The sequence below is a fragment of the Listeria grandensis genome, from assembly GCF_014322885.1.
Classification (GTDB): domain Bacteria; phylum Bacillota; class Bacilli; order Lactobacillales; family Listeriaceae; genus Listeria_A; species Listeria_A grandensis.
The window spans coordinates 158028-179220 of the sequence record NZ_JAASUG010000002.1 but is presented as its reverse complement, the minus strand read 5'-3'; the positions used below and the strand labels follow the sequence as shown (position 1 = coordinate 179220).

The window sequence follows — 21193 nt, the reverse complement described above, 5'->3', positions numbered from 1 at the left end:
CCTTTTATTTCGAACTACCTAACTCCCGCCATTATAGCATAAAAAGGTGATATAGAATATAGATGCTACTTATTTATTTCGTGGACTTTTAGCCAAAATTGGCGTAGAATATGAAATTGGATAAGCGTGATATTCAATCGGAATAATCAGAAAATAATACAAATGAAAAGGGGTTTTGGAATGAAGTTAGGAATTGCAGCGCTACAGTGGATGATTTTTATGATCGCTGCTGCGATTGTAGCGCCGATCGCGATTGCAGATTTATACCAATTAAGCGCAGTGGAAACGGCTGGATTTATGCAGCGGACGATTTTTGTACTGGGTGTTGCAGGTTTGCTACAAGGCTTACTGGGGCACCGCTTACCAATACATGAAGGGCCGGCCGGGTTATGGTGGAGTGTATTCACAATTTATGCAGGATTTATTGGCGTTTTATACACATCTAATATTGCGGCATTACAAGCATTATCTGGCGGATTGCTCGTGAGCGGTGTTTTCTTTATTATCCTTGCAGCAAGCGGTTTTATCGGTGTTTTGGCGAAGTTATTTACGCCGACGGTTACTTTTGTTTACTTAATGCTACTCGTCCTCCAGCTAAGTGGCTCCTTTATCAAAGGAATGTTTGGCATTTCAGCAGATCATCCGACAATGGATCCGTGGATGGCTTTATTAAGCGCTATTGTCATCATCGCTACATTTACGTTCGGACGATCGAAGGCGATGTGGGTGCGCCAATATTCGGTGATCTTTAGTTTGATACTTGGATGGGGGTTATTTTTGGTTGCTGGGAAGGCACCTAGTGTCAGTGCCGCACATACTTGGTTTGATGTACCGAAATTATTTGCGTTTGGCGCGCCGACTTTTGATTCTGGTGTCATTACAACCGCGATATTTATTACTTTGCTGTTGATTACGAATCTAGTGGCTTCGGTACGATTGATGGAAGGTATTGTTGCAAAAGACGAGTCGAGTGATCCAAAACGGTATCGGCGTGGAGGCCTCATATCGGGTGTTAATCAATTGCTTGGTGGTGGGTTTTCGGCGATTGGTTCAGTGCCTATTTCAGGGGCTGCTGGATTTGTCACACAAACTGGTCAGAAGTCCATTAAACCTTTTTTAATTGGTTGCATTCTTGTTATTGGGATAACGCTATTTCCGCCAATTATGAATGTAATGAGCGCGTTGCCTGCACCGGTTGGTTATGCGGTGACATTTGTTATTTTTACGAACATGGTTATTATGGCTTTGAAAGAGTTGAAAAAAATTACAGTTGGAGAGGAAAACGCCTACCTTGTCATCGGAATATCTTTGATGGTCGGTGTTGGTGTTATGTTCTTGTCTCCATCAGCGACGCAGGGTTTGCCTGCAGCGGTTATAGCGGTACTAAATAATGGGCTCATTGTAGGCAGTATTTTTGCGATTATTTTAGAGCAGTTTTTCTTATTTCGAGAAAAAGAACTTAAGCGAGGATGATCGGTAGTCGATTTGCTTGCTATTTTGCTGTCCGTTCCGCTATGATAGACGTATAGGAGGGGATTTAGATGACAATTTTGAATCCTGAAAGGTCGGAAATTCACCAGATTTTGAAACAAGCAAAACGGATTGCGGTCGTGGGGCTTAGCGATAATCCTGAGCGCACATCGTATCAAATATCCGAGCGAATGCAACAAGAAGGTTACACGATTATTCCTGTGAATCCAAAGGTAGACGAAGTACTGGGCGAGAAGGCTGTAGCCAAACTAGCTGATATTGAAGGGCATATCGACATTGTTGATATTTTTCGGAAATCAGAATTTTTGCCAGCACTTGCTGAAGAATTTGATGTGATAGATGCAGATGTCTTCTGGGCACAGTCGGGTATTGTCAATGATGAAGCCTATAATTTTCTAAAAGAAAGAGGTCATACGGTCATCATGGATCGTTGTATTATGGTTGAGTATTTGCTTTCTGGTAAAGGATAATGTTAGACTAGGGTAAATAGTTCGTAACGAAAGCCTCTTCAAAAGGGGCTTTTGACTTGCCAAAAAACATATATGTATGGAAAACCTGCTCGCGTTAGAAAACCGCTATGTAACCAAAAGAGAAATTGGGGCTTTATTATTTGGTGAGTTAATGCTATTCTGTTAAAGTAGTTGCTACCAACATATGTTTGGACAGCAGGTAGAAATGGGTAAACGAACAAGATATATACGCAAGAATGGAAGGAGAAAAAAGATGAGTCGCTCAAAAAATGAATATAATGATGATTCCATTCAAGTATTGGAAGGACTTGAGGCGGTACGTAAACGCCCAGCGATGTATATCGGTTCGACAGATACACGAGGATTACATCATTTAGTATATGAGATCGTGGATAATTCCGTCGATGAGGCATTGGCAGGATATGGCCATAAAATTAAAGTTGTGTTGCATAAAGATGAAAGTGTCAGTGTTTCGGATGAAGGTCGTGGTATGCCAGTTGGGATGCATAAAACTGGGAAACCGACTGTGGAGGTTATTTTAACAGTACTTCATGCTGGTGGTAAATTTGGTCAAGGTGGTTACAAAACAAGTGGTGGTTTGCACGGTGTTGGCTCCTCCGTTGTTAATGCTTTATCGGAATCGCTAAAGGTGACGATTCATCGTGATGGCTTCACGTATGAAATGGATTTCGCGGATGGTGGTAAACCAGTTGGAACATTGCGCAAGCTTGGTAAAACTAACAAAAGAGGTACGATCATTCGTTTTAAACCTGATAAAACGATTTTTTCCATGACTTCGTATAATTATGAAACGTTATCGGAAAGGTTGCGTGAATCAGCGTTTCTTTTGAAAGGCATGGAGATCGAGCTGGTCGATGAGCGAATCGGGATGGAAGAGAAATTTCATTTTGAGGATGGCGTGAAGAACTTTGTTGAATACATTAACGAAGGCAAAGATGTGCTACATCCTGTCGTTTCTTTTGAAGGAGAAAGCAATACGATTGAGATTGCAATGGCATTCCAGTTTAATGATGGTTACGCAGAAAATATTTTGAGCTTTGTTAATAATGTGCGGACAAAGGGTGCTGGTGCGCATGAAGCTGGCATGAAGGCGGCGATGACACGCGTGTTTAATGAGTACGCCCGTCGTGTTGGTATGTTGAAAGAAAAAGAGAAGAACTTGGAGGGTAGCGATATCCGAGAAGGGCTTTCAGCGGTGCTGTCTATCCGAATTCCAGAGAATTTGCTGCAATTTGAGGGGCAAACGAAGGAAAAACTAGGTACGCAAGAAGCTAGACCTGCTGTGGATGCCGTTGTTGCTGAGCATTTGGGCTATTTTCTAGCGGAAAACCCAGAAGTGAGCGCGTTGCTGGTGAAGAAGGCTGTGAAGGCGCGTGAAGCACGTGAGGCTGCTCGTAAGGCGCGTGAAGAAACGCGAAATGGTAAGAAGCGCAAACGTTCAGAAACATCGCTTTCTGGTAAATTAACGCCGGCGCAATCGCGTAACCCGCAGAAAAATGAGCTGTATCTTGTCGAAGGAGACTCGGCGGGTGGTTCAGCCAAACAGGGCCGAGATCGCCGTTTCCAAGCTATTTTGCCACTTCGAGGTAAAGTTATTAATACCGAGAAGGCGAAGCTCGCAGATATCATGAAAAACGAAGAGATTAGTACGATCATTCATACAGTTGGTGCCGGCGTAGGTGCGGAGTTTGAAGTCGAGGACTGTAACTATGATAAAGTCGTTATTATGACCGATGCGGATACGGATGGCGCGCATATTCAAGTGTTGCTCTTGACGTTCTTTTATCGCTATATGCGTCCGCTTGTTGAGGCGGGCAAGGTTTATATCGCATTACCACCGCTTTACAAGGTGAGTAAGGGTGTTGGTAAAAAAGAAGTGATGGCGTACGCATGGACGGATGAAGAACTTGATTCTGCCATTAAGAAAATCGGAAAAGGCTACATTATTCAGCGTTACAAAGGGCTTGGTGAAATGAATGCTGACCAGTTGTGGGATACGACGATGAATCCTGAGTCACGAACGCTAATCCGTGTGCGCATTGATGATATCGCTCGCGCTGAGCGTCGTGTGGCAACATTGATGGGCGATAAAGTAGAGCCAAGACGTAACTGGATTGAGAAAAACGTCGAATTCTCGTTAGAAGAAGACCAAAGCATTCTAGAAAATGAGAATATGATTATTGAGGAGGCGGGCGAGTGAGTACTCCAGATGAAAAGATTCAAGATTTAGCCCTGGAAGAAGTTTTAGGAGACCGATTTGGTCGTTATAGTAAATATATTATTCAGGAGCGGGCGTTACCTGATGCACGTGATGGCTTAAAACCGGTGCAGCGACGGATTTTGTTCGCGATGCATGTGGAAGGTAACACTGCTGAAAAAGGGTTCCGTAAATCTGCGAAAACAGTTGGTAATGTTATTGGTAATTACCATCCACATGGTGATTCGTCAGTGTACGAAGCGATGGTTCGGATGAGTCAAGATTGGAAAGTTCGTAACACACTGATTGAAATGCACGGGAATAATGGTAGTGTCGACGGTGATCCGCCTGCAGCGATGCGTTATACGGAAGCACGAACATCTAAAATTTCCTCCGAGTTGTTGCGAGATTTGGATAAAGAAACGGTTGATTTTGTTTCCAACTTTGACGACACAACGAGCGAGCCTACGGTGTTGCCGAGCCGTTTTCCGAATTTGCTTGTAAATGGTTCAACAGGGATTTCTGCAGGTTATGCGACGGATATTCCACCGCACAATTTGACTGAAGTTATTGAAGGCGTCATTAAGCGTTTGGACAAGCCAGATTGTACAACGCTAGATATTATGAAACTGATTAAAGGCCCTGATTTTCCAACTGGTGGCATTATTCAAGGAATAGACGGGATTCAAAAAGCTTACGAGACTGGAAAAGGGCGCGTTGTTGTGCGTTCGAAGACGGTTATTGAAGATATGCGTGGCGGTCGTCAACAGATCGTGATTACGGAAATTCCGTACGAGATCAATAAAGCGACACTTGTCAAACGGATGGATGACCTGCGCATCGATAAGAAAATTGAAGGTATCTCTGAGGTTCGCGACGAGACTGATAGAACGGGTTTGCGAATCGTTATTGAGCTCAAAAAAGATGCGAATGCAGACGGCGTCTTGAACTACCTTTTCAAAAATACCGATCTGCAAATTTCCTATAATTTTAATATGGTCGCGATCTTTAACAAAAGACCGCAGCTGATGGGTGTTATTTCGATGATTGATGCGTATATTGCTCACCAAAAAGAGATTATTACGAAGCGTTCTGAGTATGATATTCGTCGTGCGAAGGCGCGCCAACACATTATTGATGGTCTGATGAAGGCTTTATCGATTTTAGATGAGGTCATCCGCATCATTCGTGGTTCTAAAGATAAACGCGATGCAAAATTAAACTTACAAACGACCTATGATTTCAGTGAAAAACAAGCAGAAGCGATCGTTTCGTTACAATTATATCGCTTAACAAATACGGATATTACACAATTACAACAAGAAGCTGACGAACTTGCGACGCAGATTTCAGCATTAGAAGCAATTTTGGGCGATGAAAATAACTTGATTGCATGCCTCAAGAGCGAGCTGAATGAAATCAAAAAAACCTACAAAACACCACGCTTAACGGTAATTGAAAATGAAATTTCAGAGATAAAAATTGATACCGAAGTTCTGGTTGCAAGTGAAGACGTCGTCGTTTCTGTGACGAAAGAAGGCTATGTGAAGCGTACGGGGATGCGTTCTTATTCAGCATCTAACGGAGAAGATTTATCGATGAAAGAAACAGATCATGCCATCTTTATCCAGACGATGAATACAATGGATTCTCTGCTACTTTTCACAAGTAAAGGGAACTATATTTATCGCCCGGTTCATGAATTACCGGATATCAAATGGAAGAACTTAGGGGAACATGTGAGCCATCTTGTGTCGGATACGTCGGCAGAAGAAGAAGTGGTTGCAGCGATTCCGATGAAAACCTTTAGCGAGACAGATTATTTCTTGTTTGTAACAAAGAATGGCATGATTAAGGCATCTGCTGTTCTCAACTACAAACCACAGCGCTACTCGAAAACATTGATGGCGATCAACTTAAAAGGAGACGATAGTCTAATCTCAGTAGAGACCGTGATCGGAAATGAAGATGTTTTCCTTGCTAGCCATAACGGTTATGGGTTGCGTTATTCTATTAGTGAAGTACCGCTTTCTGGTGCTAGAACTGCTGGTGTAAAAGCGATGAATCTTAAAGCGGGAGATTATATTGCGGGTGCGAAAGTCATTGTGCCGAGCGAAACACGCGATCTCGTTTTGGTGACACAACGAGGCTCGGCAAAACGAATGAAACTGTCTGAATTTGAAACGATATCCAGAGCTAAGCGCGGGTTGCTCATGCTTCGAGAGCTTAAAAGTAGCCCACATCGCTTTATTAGTCTCGATTTAGCGAGTAGTAAAGATATTATTCATATTGCCACAAATAAAGAGGTGGTTGTAGATATGGATGTCTCTAATTTACGCGTGACAGATCGTTATTCGAATGGCTCTTTCATTATGGACGAACAACTAGAAGGCGTACCGGTAGAAACATGGTTATCGCTAGCAACTATTACAGAAAATACGGTAGAATAAACGTGAAATGTATTCCTAGGGTGTGCTATCCTAGGAATATTCTTATAAAATTGAGAAAGGGATGAAATGTAATGTCTGAAAAAATGAATGTTGAGAGCTTCAATCTAGATCATACGAAAGTAAAGGCACCATATGTGCGTCTTGCTGGTCAAAAAATGGGAGAGCATGGCGATGAAATTTATAAATACGATATTCGCTTTATGCAACCTAATAAAGAACATATGGATATGCCTGCACTTCATTCATTGGAGCATTTGATGGCAGAGTTATCGCGTAACCACTCGGATAAAATTGTAGATATTAGTCCAATGGGTTGCCAAACAGGCTTCTATTTATCGATTATTAATCATAAAGATTATGAGGATGTGCTCTCTATTCTAGAAAAAACGTTAATTGATGTATTAAATGCTACAGAAGTTCCGGCTTGTAATGAAGTGCAATGTGGCTGGGCAGCTAGTCATAGTTTATCTGGTGCCAAGGAACTAGCTAAAAATTTCTTAGATAAAAAACAAGAATGGCCACAAGTTTTTGGAGAATAGCCTGTAAAAATATTTACACTCAAGCGAGAATGTGTTAAATTGAATATATATACACAATGATGAAGATCACTGTCATAGTGGTCTTTTTTTAATTCTTATTTGAAAGCGGAAACACCTTGATTGTACAATAATTATTTGGAAAGGTGAATGATGATGAAGCAATTTTCAATTATGCATCAAAATGAAATGGATCTGAAATTGAGCAAGTTTAATGATGCTGTCAATAGGTTACAAGGATTACCGAAAAGAGAGACCACTTCTATAGTGGAAACGAGAAAGGCGGGCAAATATATTGTTATCGAACCATTTGAATCGATGTGTGAAAAAGCTATTCACCGGATGGATGCAATCGATAGTGGATTTCGGAAATATTTAAAGGGTCGCGTACATGTAGAAAAAGAGTTGTGGATTATCGCCTCCATCAAAAACTTGATAGATTATGGCTATTTGAAAATAGAGGAGTAAAAATCCTAGGGAAGGAACCGTTTTTATATGGAGCTAGAGCGTATCTGTCGTTTATTAAAACAACGTGGTGAACAAATTATTGTGAAGAAAAATAGCGTAGAAACATATCATGAACTAGATGAAGATTATTATCGTTTAGAACGCGAACGTTTAAAAAATAGTGAACAGTGGCACTATTTTTACGTGCGGAGTAAGAAGGAAAAAGTGGTGGAAAAGGAGCATTTAGCGAGTTTTTCTGATGAGCGTGAGGGTGCTAGAATTTTTTATTTATGGACCATGCGTAGTCACTATCGGCAGAAATATATCTGGAAAATCCATGAATATTTGCGCGATACAGATTATGATATTAGTCCAGATGTTGCGACCACCGAGCGAGCAGTAGCAGTATTATCGAAACTACATATACCAAGGCATTTATATAGCTTTGAAAATGAACAAAAACCAGACTCGATCAATTTAGAAATAGATTGGGATTCTGGTCGCAGTTTTTATATTGATTTAAATGGAAAAAGGCATCGGGAAACGTTAATCAGGCCTAAAAGTATCGCGGTGAGTATTGCCTTTGATCGCGTGTTGATGCTTTATTTATTTTATCAGGAGCAGGATGCGTTATTCCAATCGAATGAAATCCAGAATTTATTTAATGAGCAAGAACGGCTAGTCTTTTTATGATGCAAAAAAAATTCGCACTGCCATCTATCTAAAGATTACAATGCGAATTATTTTAATGTGCCATCTTGCTGGTGAGTAAGTTGACATAGGCTGCGACGCCTTTCTTTGTTAGATGGACACCATCTTGACCAAAATATTCTGGGTGATTCACAGCGAGGCTATACCAGTCGACATAGGTGACATTGTCATACTCTGCATCGATTTTTTTGATGGATTCGTTGACCTCAGATTCCCATTGACGTGGAACGCGTGTATTTACGAGGTAAATGCTGGCCTGGTCAAACATTTGAACAAGTTCTTCCATTTTTTTGAGAGCAAAAGGACCATTAGTACCAAGTTCGAGAATCACTGCGCTACCTTTAGAATTATATTTACCGTATTGGGTAGCTGTATTGAGAGCATCCGTCATCTGGCGTCCGACTAAACCATCAATCGCGATATTAGGCACAGCTTTTTCTAAAACAGGTTGTATATCAATCATGATGGAATCCCCAATAGCGACTGATTGTGTATACTTGATCTGATCGGGTGTCACCGGTTTTTTCGACTCGCTGTTCTTAGGTGTTGTTGCCGGCTTTTTCGGTGGATCAGAAGGTGCTGCTTCTTTTTTCGGAGGGACTACAGACGTTTTTGGTTTTGCAACGGTTTTTACATGTGTTTTCTGCGTGCCTTCCGCGTTTGTTTTAACTGGAATCAAGTTGCTCATTCCGAGTGCGAAAAATCCTAACAGAAGAACGAGGCTCCCGATAAAAGCCCATTTACCGATTGGATATCCACGCCAGTGTAGCAGTTCTTGTAGGCGGAATGATTTGATGTAGGGAATAAACCCTTTTTTGCGAATTGGCGTCTCCACATAGCGATAGGAAAGTTCCGCGATAATCAATGTTGCCGCGACCTGCAGGGCAGCTCGTCCTAAACTAGGTGTCCCGACTTCCGTAATCGGTGTTGTCAATGTGATGATGGGGTAATGCCAGAGGTAAATCCCGTAAGACCTTACGCCGATCCAGCGCAGTGGTTTGAAGCTAAATAGTTTACTTAAGTACGAGGCTGGATGGGCGATCGTTGCAATCATAACGATGGCATTAATCGCAATTAAAAACATGCCTCCGCGATATAAAAAGGAATCATACTCATTAACAGTAGCAACACAGAATACAAAGATGGCGACACTTATCGTTCCTGCCAAGTTAACGGTGATTTTGCCGGCCATTGGAATATTAGGTGATAGTCGTGTAAATGGCCAAACAAAAGCTAGCGCCCCGCCGAGTAATAGCCCAAAAGCACGCGTATCTGTACCGTAATAAACACGGCTAGGATCACCATCAGGAGAGTACAAAATAGCCATGACAATCGCAGAAATGATAGCTGCAATCACAATGATGCGCAAAATAATGGCAGGCTTCTTGATAAATTTCAGGGCACCAAATAAAAATAGTGGCCAAATGATATAAAATTGTTCTTCGATGGCCAGTGACCATAAATTTTTCAGTGGAGAGGCCATTCCAAATGAATCGAAATAAGAAACGTTATGAAAGATAAACCACCAATTGCTCATATATAGGAAGGAGGCTGTTGCATCTCCTCTTAAAGTGGCAAGCAGTGGGCGATTGAAGATAACGGCAAAAACGACCACCACGACAATCATTAAATACACAGCTGGAATCAGTCGTCTGAAACGTCCTATCCAAAACTTTTTCAAATCAATGCGTTCATTTTTTTCCCATTCGGTAAGTAAAATATTTGTAATTAAATAGCCTGACAAAACGAAAAAGATGTCGACTCCCAAGAAACCACCGGAAGCCCATCCGAAACTGAGATGATAGGCGATGACAGCAATAACTGCCAATGCTCGAAGCCCGTCTATGCTAGGTACGTATTTTCTTTTATGTCGAGCGGATCTCTCCATGCGATCTCTCCTAACTGCAAATCTATATGGAAAGAATGTTTCCCATTTCAATTGCTAATGTGAAGTAGTAGGAATAATGAAACTGTTATTAAATCCCCCCGGATGCGTTTAACGTCAAGACGAACACGCTATTCATTGGTTATTCTCTACTAATCTATAATACCACATGTTGCCTAGACTGTAATACGATAGAGGAGCAAATAACAGGAATTTATTAAATTTGAGACAATTGTCTTATTTATGTATAATAAAAAGGGTAGTAATGTGCATAAATGAGGTGAGGAATTTGACGGAAATATTTGCCCATCGAGGGAGTAAAGGCACACACCCAGAAAATACGATACCTGCTTTTTTAGCGGCGGTAAAAGCTGGAGCAGATGGGATTGAACTAGATGTTCAGCTGAGTAAGGATGGTATTCCCGTTGTAATCCATGACGAAAAAGTCAATCGGACGACGAACGGTTCGGGATTGGTAAAGGATTTTACATTGCGCGAGCTTCGTAAATTGGATGCGCACCAAGGCTATAGAAAACGTTTGCGAGCATTGTTCAAAAAAACGACGATTCCAACATTGGAGGAAGTCTTGGATGTTTTAGGTAAATATCCACTAATCTTAAATATCGAACTAAAAACAGATACGTATGATTATGATGGCATTGAGGAAAAAGTATTAGAACTGTGTCAAAAGAAGGCGGGGAGGCTGACCTTTGTATTTTGTTCTTTTAATCTGGAGACGCTAGCACGTTTACGCGCACTTGATAAGGACATCAAGCTTTCTGCAATTACAAAATTAGATGTGGAAGATGCTTTAGCACAACGAGATATACTAAAGCTGGATAGTATTAATCCACCATTCAAAATTCGGAACATAGACGCGCTTAAAAATGTTCCAACAAGATGCTGGACTGCAAATAAACCAGGGCAAATCGAAGCGCTCTTTGATGAAGGGGTGCAGGGGTTTATGACAGATTTCCCGGCTAAAGCGGTGGAAATCCGAAAGCAGCGGAACAAATAGCTTTACTTTTAACGAGAGGCTGTACTATAATTGGAGACAAGTTAATACTAATTATTGTCTGAGATACGGAGAGACTACAAATGGCGAGCGCAATCGCTTACTTTGTAGTCTCTCTTTTTTTGTGTATCGGTTTAAAGCCAACAAAAAGTGGAAAACAGATGGTGATAGATAGGCTGTATTTAATTCTAGAGGGGGAAAAAAGAATGGTACAATTATTTTCGGCTTTTGATAGAGAAACGATTCAAACAAAGATGACGGAGGAAACATTTGACCTCGTTATTGTAGGTGGTGGTATTACCGGTGCAGGGATTGCTCTTGACGCGGTTTCACGTGGTATGAGCGTGGCGCTAATTGAAATGCAAGATTTTGCGGCGGGAACTTCTAGTAGATCGACTAAACTGGTGCACGGTGGTTTGCGTTATTTGCAACAATTTGAGATTAAAGAGGTAGCGGATCTTGGAAAAGAGCGCGCAATTGTCTATGAAAATGGTCCTCATGTGACAACGCCAGAATGGATGATGCTACCGTTTCATAAAGGTGGTAACATGGGGAAAGTCAGCGCTTCGTTTGGAATTCGTCTTTACGATTATTTAGCAGGTGTGAAAAAAGAGGAACGTCGTAAAATCTTATCGGCAAAAGAAACATTGGCGAAAAACCCATTTGTGAAAAAAGAAGGCTTAAAAGGATCGGGTTACTACGTTGAGTATCGGACAGATGATGCACGCTTAACGATTGAAGTCATGAAAAAAGCGGTGGAATTAGGTGCTAAAGTAATCAATTATACGAAAGCAGAAAACTTTTTATATGATACGAAGAAGCAGGTTGTGGGTGTCGTGGCACGTGACCGGATTACAGGGAAAGTTTTTGATATCAAGGGACATCGGGTTGTCAATGCAGCGGGTCCTTGGGTGGATCGGGTGCGTAAGATGGATTATGCGACGAACAATAAGCATCTTCGTTTAACGAAGGGGATACACTTAGTCATCGATAAAAAGAAATTCCCAATGGAGCAGGCGGTTTATTTTGACACACCAGATGGTCGGATGGTTTTTGCGATTCCGCGTGAAAAGAAGGTTTATGTGGGTACAACGGATACAGTGTATGACGAAATGGTGATTAATCCGAAAGCGAATGAAGAGGATCATAAATATGTGATTAAGGCGATCAACTATATGTTTCCAGATGTGCATATTAGCGAAAATGACATTGAATCGAGCTGGGCAGGGGTTCGCCCGCTGATCTATGAAGAAGGCAAAGATCCATCTGAAATTTCGCGGAAGGATGAAGTCTGGTTTTCGGAAAGTGGCTTAATTACGATGGCCGGAGGAAAACTAACGGGGTATCGCAAAATGGCTGAAAAACTACTAGATGAAGTCACAAAAGCGCTGTCCAAAGAAACTGGTAAGAAATTCAAAGCTGTACAAACACATCATTTACCAATTTCGGGTGGGGATGTAGGCGGTTCCGATAATATTGATGCTTTCATCGAGAAAAAAGCGAAAGAAGGAAACAGTCGCTTTGGTTGGACATTGGCGGAAGGTCGTGAACTTGCCAAACGTTACGGCTCTAATATTGATCACGTTTTTACCTACGCGCAAGAGCACAAAGAGAACGGGACATCCGCTTTGCCGAATAGTTTGTATGCGCAGCTACATTATGCGATTTATCAGGAAGCTGTCATTCATCCGATTGATTTCTTGCTTCGTCGTACGGGCTATCTTTTGTTTGATATGCCGTACTTGCTAGAGTGGAAAGAAGAAGTTATCAAAGACATGGATAATTTATTTCAATGGGATGCAGCAACTAAAGAACAATTGGTTGCGGAATTGCAAACGCAGATTGATGATGCGCGCGAGCCAGCGGATTGGCATTGATCGATTTCTAACAATAGTATAATAAAACCTCCCTTTACAAATCTTCATTTTATGATACATTGGAGATATGGAAGGGGAGGTTTTTTTGAGCAAAATTCCCGTTATTGTAATTGTTGGCCCGACTGCGGTTGGGAAGACGGCGTTAAGTATCGAATTGGCGCAAAAATTTGATGGAGAGATTATCAGTGGTGACTCCATGCAGGTGTATCGTGGGCTTGATATTGGCACTGCAAAAATAACGCCCGAAGAGATGGCTGGTATCCCGCATTATTTGATTGATATTAGGGAGCCGAGCGAAACCTATGATGTTTCGGAGTTCAAACGGGAAACGCATCAATTGATTCGAGATATTTGGAAACGAGGAAAAATCCCTTTTTTGGTTGGTGGAACAGGGCTTTATGTGCAGTCTGTGCTTTATGATTATACGTTTTCCGAGGTGAAAAGCGATCCTGTTTTTCGTGAAGAACTGGCGAAAAAGCCGAGTGAAACGTTACTTTCTATGCTTCGTGAGGTTGATCCTGAAAGTGCGAATAGCTTGCATGCCAATAACCCAAGACGTATTATCAGAGCACTTGAAGTCTACCATCTATCTGGCAAAAAGTTTTCGGAGTTGCAGAATCAAGAGGCGCAATCGAGCGAGTTTGACCCGCTTTTGATTGGATTAAATCGTGAGCGTTCTGAGCTTTATGCGCGGATTAATTTGCGTGTAGAGTTGATGCTTGCGCAGGGATTACTTGAGGAAGCACGCAGATTTTATGATACAGGTGTTCGTGATGTGCCGGCTACCCGAGGCATTGGTTATAAAGAACTGTTTACATATTTTGATGGGAATATGGCACTCGCTGATGCGACAGAGCTATTAAAGCGGAACTCCAGGCGTTTTGCGAAGCGACAGTTGACTTGGTTTCGAAACCGCTTAGATGTGCGTTGGTTTGACACTGGAGAATCAGGAATAAACAGTGTAGTAGCAATGGAAATAAAGCAATTTTTGAAAAGGGAATAGGGTGTTTTAATCGGGGCTAAACAGGGTATTTGAAACTAGCAGAGAAAAAAGAATCTTTTTTTAGGGAGTGCAATTTGTAGTTCTTGTGCATTTCGTTTAAAATGAAGATAACTTAAAAGATAGAGAATAGGAGCGATTCGATATGAAACAAGGTGGGCAAGGGTTACAGGATCATTATTTAAATCAATTGAGGAAAGAGAAAATTTTGGCAACAGTGTTTTTAACAAATGGATTCCAGTTACGCGGTCGGGTTATTAGCTTTGATAACTTTACGGTGTTACTAGACGTCGATGGCAAGCAACAGCTCGTTTTTAAGCATGCTATTTCGACATTCTCACCACAAAAAAATGTAGCTTTGAAATCGGACGATGAATAGGCTGATTGAATTTAAAAAATGAAGGATAAAGTCGAATGTGATGCGCTAGTACTACAAAGCGTGTGCGTTCGGCTTTTATAATGGTTTTCGTCTTTCTTTGTAGGGCTATTTATGCTACGATGAAAGGAAGATACGATGGGAGTGCGGAAACAATGGTGGAACGAGCGATATTGGTAGGCTGTGAGTTACCTAAAGTGACAGAAGAACATTTTTATTATTCGATGCTAGAATTGGGGAATTTGGCGAAAACGGCGCAAGCAGAAGTCGTCGGAGAAGTGACGCAGAAACGGGAACGTGTACATCCAGCTACTTTTGTAGGGTCGGGGAAAATAGAGGAGATTGCAGCATTTGTCGCTGAAATGGATGTCGATGTGGTGTTGTTTAATAGTGAATTGAGCGCAACACAGGTACGGAATATTGCGAAGATCGTTGACGCGCGTATTCTTGATCGGACGCAATTGATTTTAGATATTTTTGCGATGCGGGCGAAAACACGGGAAGGCAAATTGCAAGTTGCCTTGGCGCAATATCAATATTTATTGCCTAGGTTGAGCGGTCAAGGGATTTCTTTGTCGCGTCTTGGTGGTGGAATTGGAACGCGTGGCCCTGGAGAGACAAAGTTGGAGATGGATCGTCGTCATATCCGGCAGAAAATGGTGGATATTAAGAAGCAGCTCGATGTTGTAGTGAAGCATCGTGAGCGTATGACTTCGCGTCGTAACGACCAAGCCATTTTTCGGTTTGGGCTCATCGGCTATACGAATGCGGGGAAATCAACGCTATTTAATAGATTAAGTGATGCGAAGACCCTTGAGGAAGATCAGCTATTTGCTACACTTGATCCAACAACTCGAAAAATGCCCTTTTCAGAAGGCTATGCGGCGCTTTTAACAGACACAGTTGGTTTTATTCAAGATTTGCCAACCACGGTTGTTGCGGCTTTTCGTTCCACGCTGGAGGAAACGGCGAATGTGGATGTTCTTTTGCATGTGGTGGATTGCTCTAATCCTGATTACGTACAACACGAGCGAACCGTTTTGACGCTGTTAGAAGAGCTAGAGATGCAGCATATTCCGATTTTAACAGTGTACAATAAAAAGGACTGCCAATTGCCGTATTTTATTCCGACACAGCCAAATTATGTAGAAGTGAGCGCGTTGGAAGAGTCGTCTCAGTATTTTTTGAAGGAAAAAATGTTATGGGAAATTAAGCAGCTTTGGCAACCGTATGTAGCCAGTATTCCAGCAAGTGACGGCAGGATGTTACATAAATATAAACATGATACGGTAGTGATCGAGGAAGAATTTGATGAAGCAACAGAATGTTACCGATTAAAAGGCTATCAAGCACGAAAGGAAAACTAAAATGACATCATTTTTTAAACAAATACCGGAAGAAATACGCCAATTGGCTGACGAGGTAGAAGCGAAGTTGCACGTATTTCAGAAAGACAGTGAGCGAATTGCGGAAGAAAATCAATGGAAAGTAATGCAAGCTTTTCAGAAAAATCGGGTAAGTGACTTTCATTTCACGCCATCGACGGGTTATGGCTATGATGATGACGGTCGTGATACACTAGAGCGGGTTTATGCAGACGTTTTCAAGGCGGAAGCGGCACTTGTGCGACCACAGATTATTTCGGGCACGCACGCCATTTCGACAGCTTTATTTGGCGTCCTTCGCCCAGGGGATGATCTGTTATACATGACGGGTGCGCCGTATGATACGCTAGAAGAGATTGTTGGCATTCGTGGTTCGGGGAAAGGTTCGTTAAAAGAATATCAGATTGGTTATGATATGGTGCCGTTACTAGCTGATGGTTCTGTAGATTTTGAATTGGTTCGAACGAAGGTGAAGTCGACTACGAAAATGATTGGCATTCAACGTTCTCGAGGCTATGCAGACCGCCCTTCTTTTACCATTGCGAAAATGAAAGAGATGATTGCGTTTGTTCGTGAGTTGAAGTCTGATGTAATTGTTTTTGTGGATAATTGTTACGGTGAATTTGTCGAAGTAATGGAGCCTATCGAGGTAGGTGCTGATTTGATTGCAGGTTCTTTAATTAAAAACCCAGGCGGTGGTTTAGCGAAAACAGGCGGATATATTGCTGGTCGAGCAGATTTGGTGGAATTGTGCGCTTACCGACTTACAACACCTGGAATTGGTGCGGAGGCGGGTGCTTCTTTATACAGTTTACTTGAGATGTACCAAGGTTTTTTCTTAGCACCTCATGTTGTTTCGCAGGCGATTAAGGGAGCGCGTTTTACAGCGGGAATTTTAGGTGCATTTCAGATTCAAACGGATCCATCTTGGGATGCTCCGCGCACGGATTTAATTCAAAGTGTGTCCTTTCATAGTCGTGAAAAAATGGTTGCTTTTGCTCAGGCTATTCAGGCTGCTTCACCAATTAATGCACATGTTGTTCCAGAAGGTGCCTATATGCCTGGGTATGAAAATGACGTTATCATGGCAGCAGGAACTTTTATACAAGGAGCAAGTTTGGAACTAACTGCAGACGGACCGATTAGGGAACCTTATCAGTTGTATGTGCAAGGAGGCCTTACATATGAGCATGTGAAGCTTGCTGTACTAGTAGCAACGAGTCGTTTAGTAGAGCAAAATCTATTAACGATCTCGCAAATAACAGAGTAACATGAAGATGTAAAAAAATTTGAAAAACAGTAAATTTATTTTTTGCTGTTTTTTTATTTTAACTCTAAATGACTGGTACAACAGCGTTTTTGTATATGTTAGATTATCTTACATAGATTTGACAAAAGATTTAACATACATTATAATGCAACTAACATATGAAAAATACGTTGTTTTCCGAAGGGGGAAAAAGTCGTGAGTGAAAAAGAAATTAGAAGATCGATGCCTCTTTTTCCGATAGGTCCTGTCATGAAGCTTACAGATCTTACCGCACGTCAAATACGTTATTATGAGGATCAAGGATTAATTCATCCAGCAAGAAATCAAGGGAATCATCGTTTGTACTCGCTTCAGGACATCGATATACTGCTTGAGATTAAAGACTACTTAAATGATGGTCTGAATATTGCGGGAATTAAGAAAATGTACCAAATGCAGCAAGAGGAACAAAAGTCACCGCTCACCGATGAGGATGTGCGTAAGATTTTACGAAAAGAAATGCAACAAGCAGGCCGTTTTGTGAAACAAGATGCTTCTGGGAAACAGCAATTACCGAGATTTTGACACACGATATTTACTTTTAAAAAGTTTATATAATATCAATTATTGGGAGGATTTAATTATGACGACATCGTATACTAAAGAAGACATTTTTCGCTTCGCAGACGAACAAAATGTGAAATTCATCCGCTTGCAATTCACGGATATCCTAGGAATTATTAAAAACGTGGAAATTCCGGTGAGCCAACTAGGTAAAGCATTGGATAATAAGATGATGTTTGATGGTTCCTCTATTGAAGGTTTTGTCCGTATTGAAGAATCGGATATGTACTTATTCCCAGACCTTGCGACGTGGGTAGTATTCCCATGGACAGCGGAGAAAGGGAAAGTAGCAAGACTTATTTGTGATATTTATAATCCAGACGGAACGATTTTTGCGGGAGATCCTCGTGCTAACTTAAAACGTGTATTAGCCGAAATGCATGATTTAGGATTTACAGATTTTAACTTAGGACCAGAGCCCGAATTTTTCTTATTCAAGTTGGATGAGAAAGGGAAACCAACGCTAGAATTGAATGATAATGCCGGTTATTTCGACTTGGCGCCAACTGATTTAGGCGAAAATTGTCGTCGTGACATCGTGTTAGAGTTAGAAGAAATGGGCTTTGAAATTGAAGCGAGCCATCATGAAGTTGCACCTGGTCAACACGAAATTGATTTCAAATATGAGGATGCGGTCACTGCTTGTGATAATATCCAAACATTCAAATTAGTCGTAAAAACAATTGCTCGTAAACACGGCTTGCATGCAACGTTTATGCCGAAACCATTATTTGGTGTCAACGGCTCTGGAATGCATTTCAATATGTCCTTATTCAATGAATCTGGCAATGCTTTCTTTGATGAAAACGGAGAAGAGCAACTAAGCGAAACAGCTTACCAATTCTTGGCGGGTATGTTGAAGCATGCACAAGGCTATACAGCTGTAACTAATCCAACGGTCAATTCGTTTAAGCGTCTAGTGCCAGGTTATGAGGCGCCTTGTTACATTGCATGGTCAGGGAAAAATCGTAGCCCTCTTGTTCGTGTTCCAAGTTCACGTGGTTTAAGTACTCGCTTGGAGCTTCGTAGTGTCGATCCAGCAGCGAATCCGTACTTAGCAATGGCTGTATTATTACGTGCTGGCTTAGATGGTATTAAGAACAAATTGACGCCGCCAAAACCAGTAGATCGTAATATTTATGGTATGAATGAAGAAGAGCGTCACGCGCATGGAATTTATGATCTTCCAGAAAGCTTGGCACTTGCATTGAAAGAACTTGTTAACGATGAGGTTATTGTGGATGGCTTAGGTGAACACATTTTAGAGCACTTTGTAGAGGCGAAAATCATTGAATGTGACATGTTTAGAACAGCGGTCCATCAATGGGAACGCGATCAATATATGGAAATATATTAATAGAAAGTACAAAAAGAGCTTTTCCCACCGTGGTGGGAAAAGCTCTTTTGACTTGGCCTTAACGAATGTCGCGGTATAAACCGATCACTTTTCCGAGTATAGATACGTTTCTAAGCAGTAAAGGTTTCATGGAGTCATTCTCAGGCTGTAATCGGAAATGGCTAGATTCTCTGAAAAACCGCTTGCACGTTGCTTCATTATCATCCGTCATAGCAACAACAATTTCGCCGTTATTAGCAGAATTTTGCTGTCTTACGATAACTTTGTCACCATTTAGAATTCCAGCGTTAATCATACTTTCACCATCGATTTCTAACATGAAAATCTCTGTTTCACCGTTAGCCATATACTCAGGTAGTGGAAAATATTCATCGATATTCTCAACGGCAGTAATAGGTATTCCTGCTGTTACTTTACCAATTATAGGAACATTAATAACATGTGGGGTCGCTATGTCGTCTTCCAATGACAAAATTTCAATAGCTCTAGGCTTTGTAGGATCTCTCCTTATCAGACCTTTCCCTTCAAGTCGTGCTAAATGTCCATGAACGGTCGAACTAGAAGCTAAACCAACTGCTTCACCGATTTCACGTACGGAAGGTGGATAGCCTTTGTCTTTTACTTCTGACTTGATAAAGTCATAGATATCTTGTTGCCGTTTTGATAATTTCATTTGTTTCACCCCGTTCACTCTTTCATTACTTCTTTTATTAATCCCAGTATATCAAAGTTTTTTTGGATATGCAAACAATTGTTCGTTTTTTTTATTGACATAACAGAACGAGTGTTCTATAATGAATAAAAAGCGAACATATATTCTTTTGGAGGGATAAACGATGACTTTAAAAACAATTTGGGATCGGTATTATATTGCTATTATTTTTATTATTACATGTTTTGTTTTAGGCGCTGTGTTATTGATAGTAACTGTGAATCAGGCGGAATCTGACTATAACGAGGTCAGTGTTGCTAGTGGGGATTCGATTTGGGGACTAGCGGATGAGTATGCTGGTAAGTATAAGATGAGTAAGCAAGAATTTGTCGCATGGGTGGAGAAAGAGAACCAAATCATCGATGGTAAGTTAACAGCGGGCGAAATGGTTACAATTCCTGTAAAAAGGATGAACTCAGACATAGATAGCTCCATCCAATTAGCAGATAAATAGTTAGTGCACAATACTTTAAAAAACCTGCCTTTTCATGTAAAATAAGCGGTGACAATGATAGAAAAGAGGTTTTTGGATGTTTAAAGAGTTTAAAGCATTTATTTCGAAAGGAAATGCTTTAGGTATGGCGATTGGTATTGTCATCGGAGCTGCGTTTACAAGTATTGTAAACTCGCTTGTGAATGATATTATTATGCCCCCGCTAGGTTTGTTGATAGGGAATGTGGATTTTACAAATCTGTTTATTAGTTTGAACGGGGCGCACTATGATACTTTAAAAGCAGCACAAGCGGCTGGAGCGCCTACCATTAATTATGGGATGTTTATTAATAACGTTATTAGTTTCCTAATTATTGCTTTTTCTGTATTTTTGATTATTAAATTGGTTTCGAAGTACATACCTCTGGAGCCGAAGAAGCCAGCGACGAAAGAATGCCCTTATTGTTTATCGGCTATTCCAGAACAAGCAACAAAATGTTCGCAATGTACTTCTGATTTATCTATAAAAGAAGAGCCAGAAGTTTCTGTATAGGATGGAAGTCAAGACGCAAGGAGGAGAATTATGCTAGAAAAGAAAAAAATAGACCGGATTAATGAATTGTCTCGCAAAAAGAAGGCGGGAATACTGACGGTGGAAGAGAAGTTAGAACAAGATGCATTACGACAAGAATATATTAAATCTTTTCGGAATCAAGTGCGCGATACAATCGAGCACACTACTTTTATTGATCCAAATGGTGATGATGTAACACCGGAAAAGATAAAGCGAAAAAGAGAAGAACGGAACAAGCTATAATTTAGAGAGGTTAGGCACAAAGCTTAGCCTTTTTTAAGTAATTCAAACGCACATTATCGATCATTTTAATGCAATTCCGAACATTTCAATCTTTTTTAGTTGTGAAATATGCAAGAAAGGCTTATTATGAGTAGTAGTGA

20 protein-coding genes are annotated in these 21193 nt (G+C 41.0%); 18 read left to right on the top strand and 2 right to left on the bottom strand.

Features of this window, described 5'->3' with window-relative positions; all coding sequences use genetic code 11:
• The first annotated feature begins 180 nt into the window (after positions 1 to 180).
• The 7 genes from HCJ54_RS03460 to HCJ54_RS03430 all read left to right on the top strand — a co-directional run bounded on the left by HCJ54_RS03460 (position 181) and on the right by HCJ54_RS03430 (position 8305).
• Entirely contained in the window at positions 181 to 1473 is a 1293-nt protein-coding gene (locus HCJ54_RS03460; protein WP_187136651.1) for a purine/pyrimidine permease, read from the top strand.
• Between the two features lie 68 nt (positions 1474 to 1541).
• Positions 1542 to 1961: a CoA-binding protein gene (locus HCJ54_RS03455; protein WP_187136650.1), complete on the top strand. Its 420-nt coding sequence runs from the start codon at positions 1542 to 1544 to the stop codon at positions 1959 to 1961.
• 253 nt (positions 1962 to 2214) lie between these two features.
• A complete protein-coding gene (gene parE, locus HCJ54_RS03450) occupies positions 2215 to 4182 on the top strand; it encodes a DNA topoisomerase IV subunit B (RefSeq protein ID WP_185408775.1) in 1968 nt (655 codons plus the stop codon).
• Entirely contained in the window at positions 4179 to 6629 is a 2451-nt protein-coding gene (parC, locus tag HCJ54_RS03445) for a DNA topoisomerase IV subunit A (RefSeq protein WP_187136649.1), read from the top strand. The genes parE and parC overlap by 4 nt, the downstream gene beginning before the upstream one ends.
• A gap of 71 nt (positions 6630 to 6700) precedes the next feature.
• Positions 6701 to 7168 carry an S-ribosylhomocysteine lyase gene (locus HCJ54_RS03440; protein ID WP_187136648.1) on the top strand — a complete coding sequence of 156 codons (468 nt, stop codon included), beginning with the start codon at positions 6701 to 6703 and terminating at the stop codon, positions 7166 to 7168.
• A gap of 153 nt (positions 7169 to 7321) precedes the next feature.
• A complete protein-coding gene (locus tag HCJ54_RS03435; protein ID WP_187136647.1) occupies positions 7322 to 7633 on the top strand; it encodes a hypothetical protein in 312 nt (103 codons plus the stop codon).
• 27 nt (positions 7634 to 7660) lie between these two features.
• Complete coding sequence (locus HCJ54_RS03430) at positions 7661 to 8305, top strand: hypothetical protein (protein WP_187136646.1); 645 nt, start codon at positions 7661 to 7663, stop codon at positions 8303 to 8305.
• A 52-nt stretch (positions 8306 to 8357) separates the two neighbouring features.
• Here the strand turns inward: HCJ54_RS03430 and HCJ54_RS03425 are convergent, their stop codons facing one another.
• Positions 8358 to 10211 (bottom strand): acyltransferase family protein, encoded by a 1854-nt coding sequence (locus HCJ54_RS03425; protein ID WP_187136645.1) that lies wholly within the window; start codon positions 10209 to 10211, stop codon positions 8358 to 8360.
• A 286-nt stretch (positions 10212 to 10497) separates the two neighbouring features.
• Between HCJ54_RS03425 and HCJ54_RS03420 the strand changes: the two genes are divergently transcribed.
• From HCJ54_RS03420 to glnA, 8 genes are all read left to right on the top strand, one after another.
• Positions 10498 to 11226, top strand: coding sequence for a glycerophosphodiester phosphodiesterase (locus HCJ54_RS03420; RefSeq protein ID WP_187136644.1), 729 nt, complete (start codon positions 10498 to 10500; stop codon positions 11224 to 11226).
• Positions 11227 to 11429: 203 nt separating this feature from the next.
• Positions 11430 to 13100: a glycerol-3-phosphate dehydrogenase/oxidase gene (locus HCJ54_RS03415; RefSeq protein WP_187136643.1), complete on the top strand. Its 1671-nt coding sequence runs from the start codon at positions 11430 to 11432 to the stop codon at positions 13098 to 13100.
• Positions 13101 to 13185: 85 nt separating this feature from the next.
• Complete coding sequence (gene miaA / locus HCJ54_RS03410) at positions 13186 to 14103, top strand: tRNA (adenosine(37)-N6)-dimethylallyltransferase MiaA (protein WP_187136642.1); 918 nt, start codon at positions 13186 to 13188, stop codon at positions 14101 to 14103.
• 142 nt (positions 14104 to 14245) lie between these two features.
• The gene (gene hfq, locus HCJ54_RS03405; RefSeq protein ID WP_036064844.1) at positions 14246 to 14479 is read left to right on the top strand and encodes an RNA chaperone Hfq; all 234 of its coding nucleotides are present in this window, start codon (positions 14246 to 14248) and stop codon (positions 14477 to 14479) included.
• Positions 14480 to 14631: 152 nt separating this feature from the next.
• Positions 14632 to 15843, top strand: coding sequence for a GTPase HflX (gene hflX, locus HCJ54_RS03400; protein WP_187136641.1), 1212 nt, complete (start codon positions 14632 to 14634; stop codon positions 15841 to 15843).
• 1 nt (position 15844) lies between these two features.
• Positions 15845 to 17131 carry a methionine gamma-lyase family protein gene (locus tag HCJ54_RS03395; protein ID WP_187136640.1) on the top strand — a complete coding sequence of 429 codons (1287 nt, stop codon included), beginning with the start codon at positions 15845 to 15847 and terminating at the stop codon, positions 17129 to 17131.
• 195 nt (positions 17132 to 17326) lie between these two features.
• Positions 17327 to 17695 carry a MerR family transcriptional regulator gene (locus tag HCJ54_RS03390; RefSeq protein WP_185408766.1) on the top strand — a complete coding sequence of 123 codons (369 nt, stop codon included), beginning with the start codon at positions 17327 to 17329 and terminating at the stop codon, positions 17693 to 17695.
• A 58-nt stretch (positions 17696 to 17753) separates the two neighbouring features.
• Positions 17754 to 19091, top strand: a complete 1338-nt coding sequence (glnA, locus tag HCJ54_RS03385) for a type I glutamate--ammonia ligase (RefSeq protein ID WP_036064850.1) — start codon at positions 17754 to 17756, stop codon at positions 19089 to 19091.
• Positions 19092 to 19149: 58 nt separating this feature from the next.
• On the opposite strand, the gene lexA is transcribed toward glnA, so the two are convergent.
• Positions 19150 to 19764, bottom strand: coding sequence for a transcriptional repressor LexA (gene lexA / locus HCJ54_RS03380; protein ID WP_036065261.1), 615 nt, complete (start codon positions 19762 to 19764; stop codon positions 19150 to 19152).
• 163 nt (positions 19765 to 19927) lie between these two features.
• Between lexA and yneA the strand changes: the two genes are divergently transcribed.
• The 3 genes from yneA to HCJ54_RS03365 all read left to right on the top strand — a co-directional run bounded on the left by yneA (position 19928) and on the right by HCJ54_RS03365 (position 21053).
• The gene (gene yneA, locus HCJ54_RS03375) at positions 19928 to 20257 is read left to right on the top strand and encodes a cell division suppressor protein YneA (protein ID WP_185408764.1); all 330 of its coding nucleotides are present in this window, start codon (positions 19928 to 19930) and stop codon (positions 20255 to 20257) included.
• 76 nt (positions 20258 to 20333) lie between these two features.
• The gene (gene mscL, locus HCJ54_RS03370) at positions 20334 to 20789 is read left to right on the top strand and encodes a large conductance mechanosensitive channel protein MscL (RefSeq protein ID WP_187136639.1); all 456 of its coding nucleotides are present in this window, start codon (positions 20334 to 20336) and stop codon (positions 20787 to 20789) included.
• A 30-nt stretch (positions 20790 to 20819) separates the two neighbouring features.
• Positions 20820 to 21053, top strand: a complete 234-nt coding sequence (locus tag HCJ54_RS03365) for a DUF896 domain-containing protein (RefSeq protein WP_036064856.1) — start codon at positions 20820 to 20822, stop codon at positions 21051 to 21053.
• Positions 21054 to 21193 lie beyond the last annotated feature (140 nt).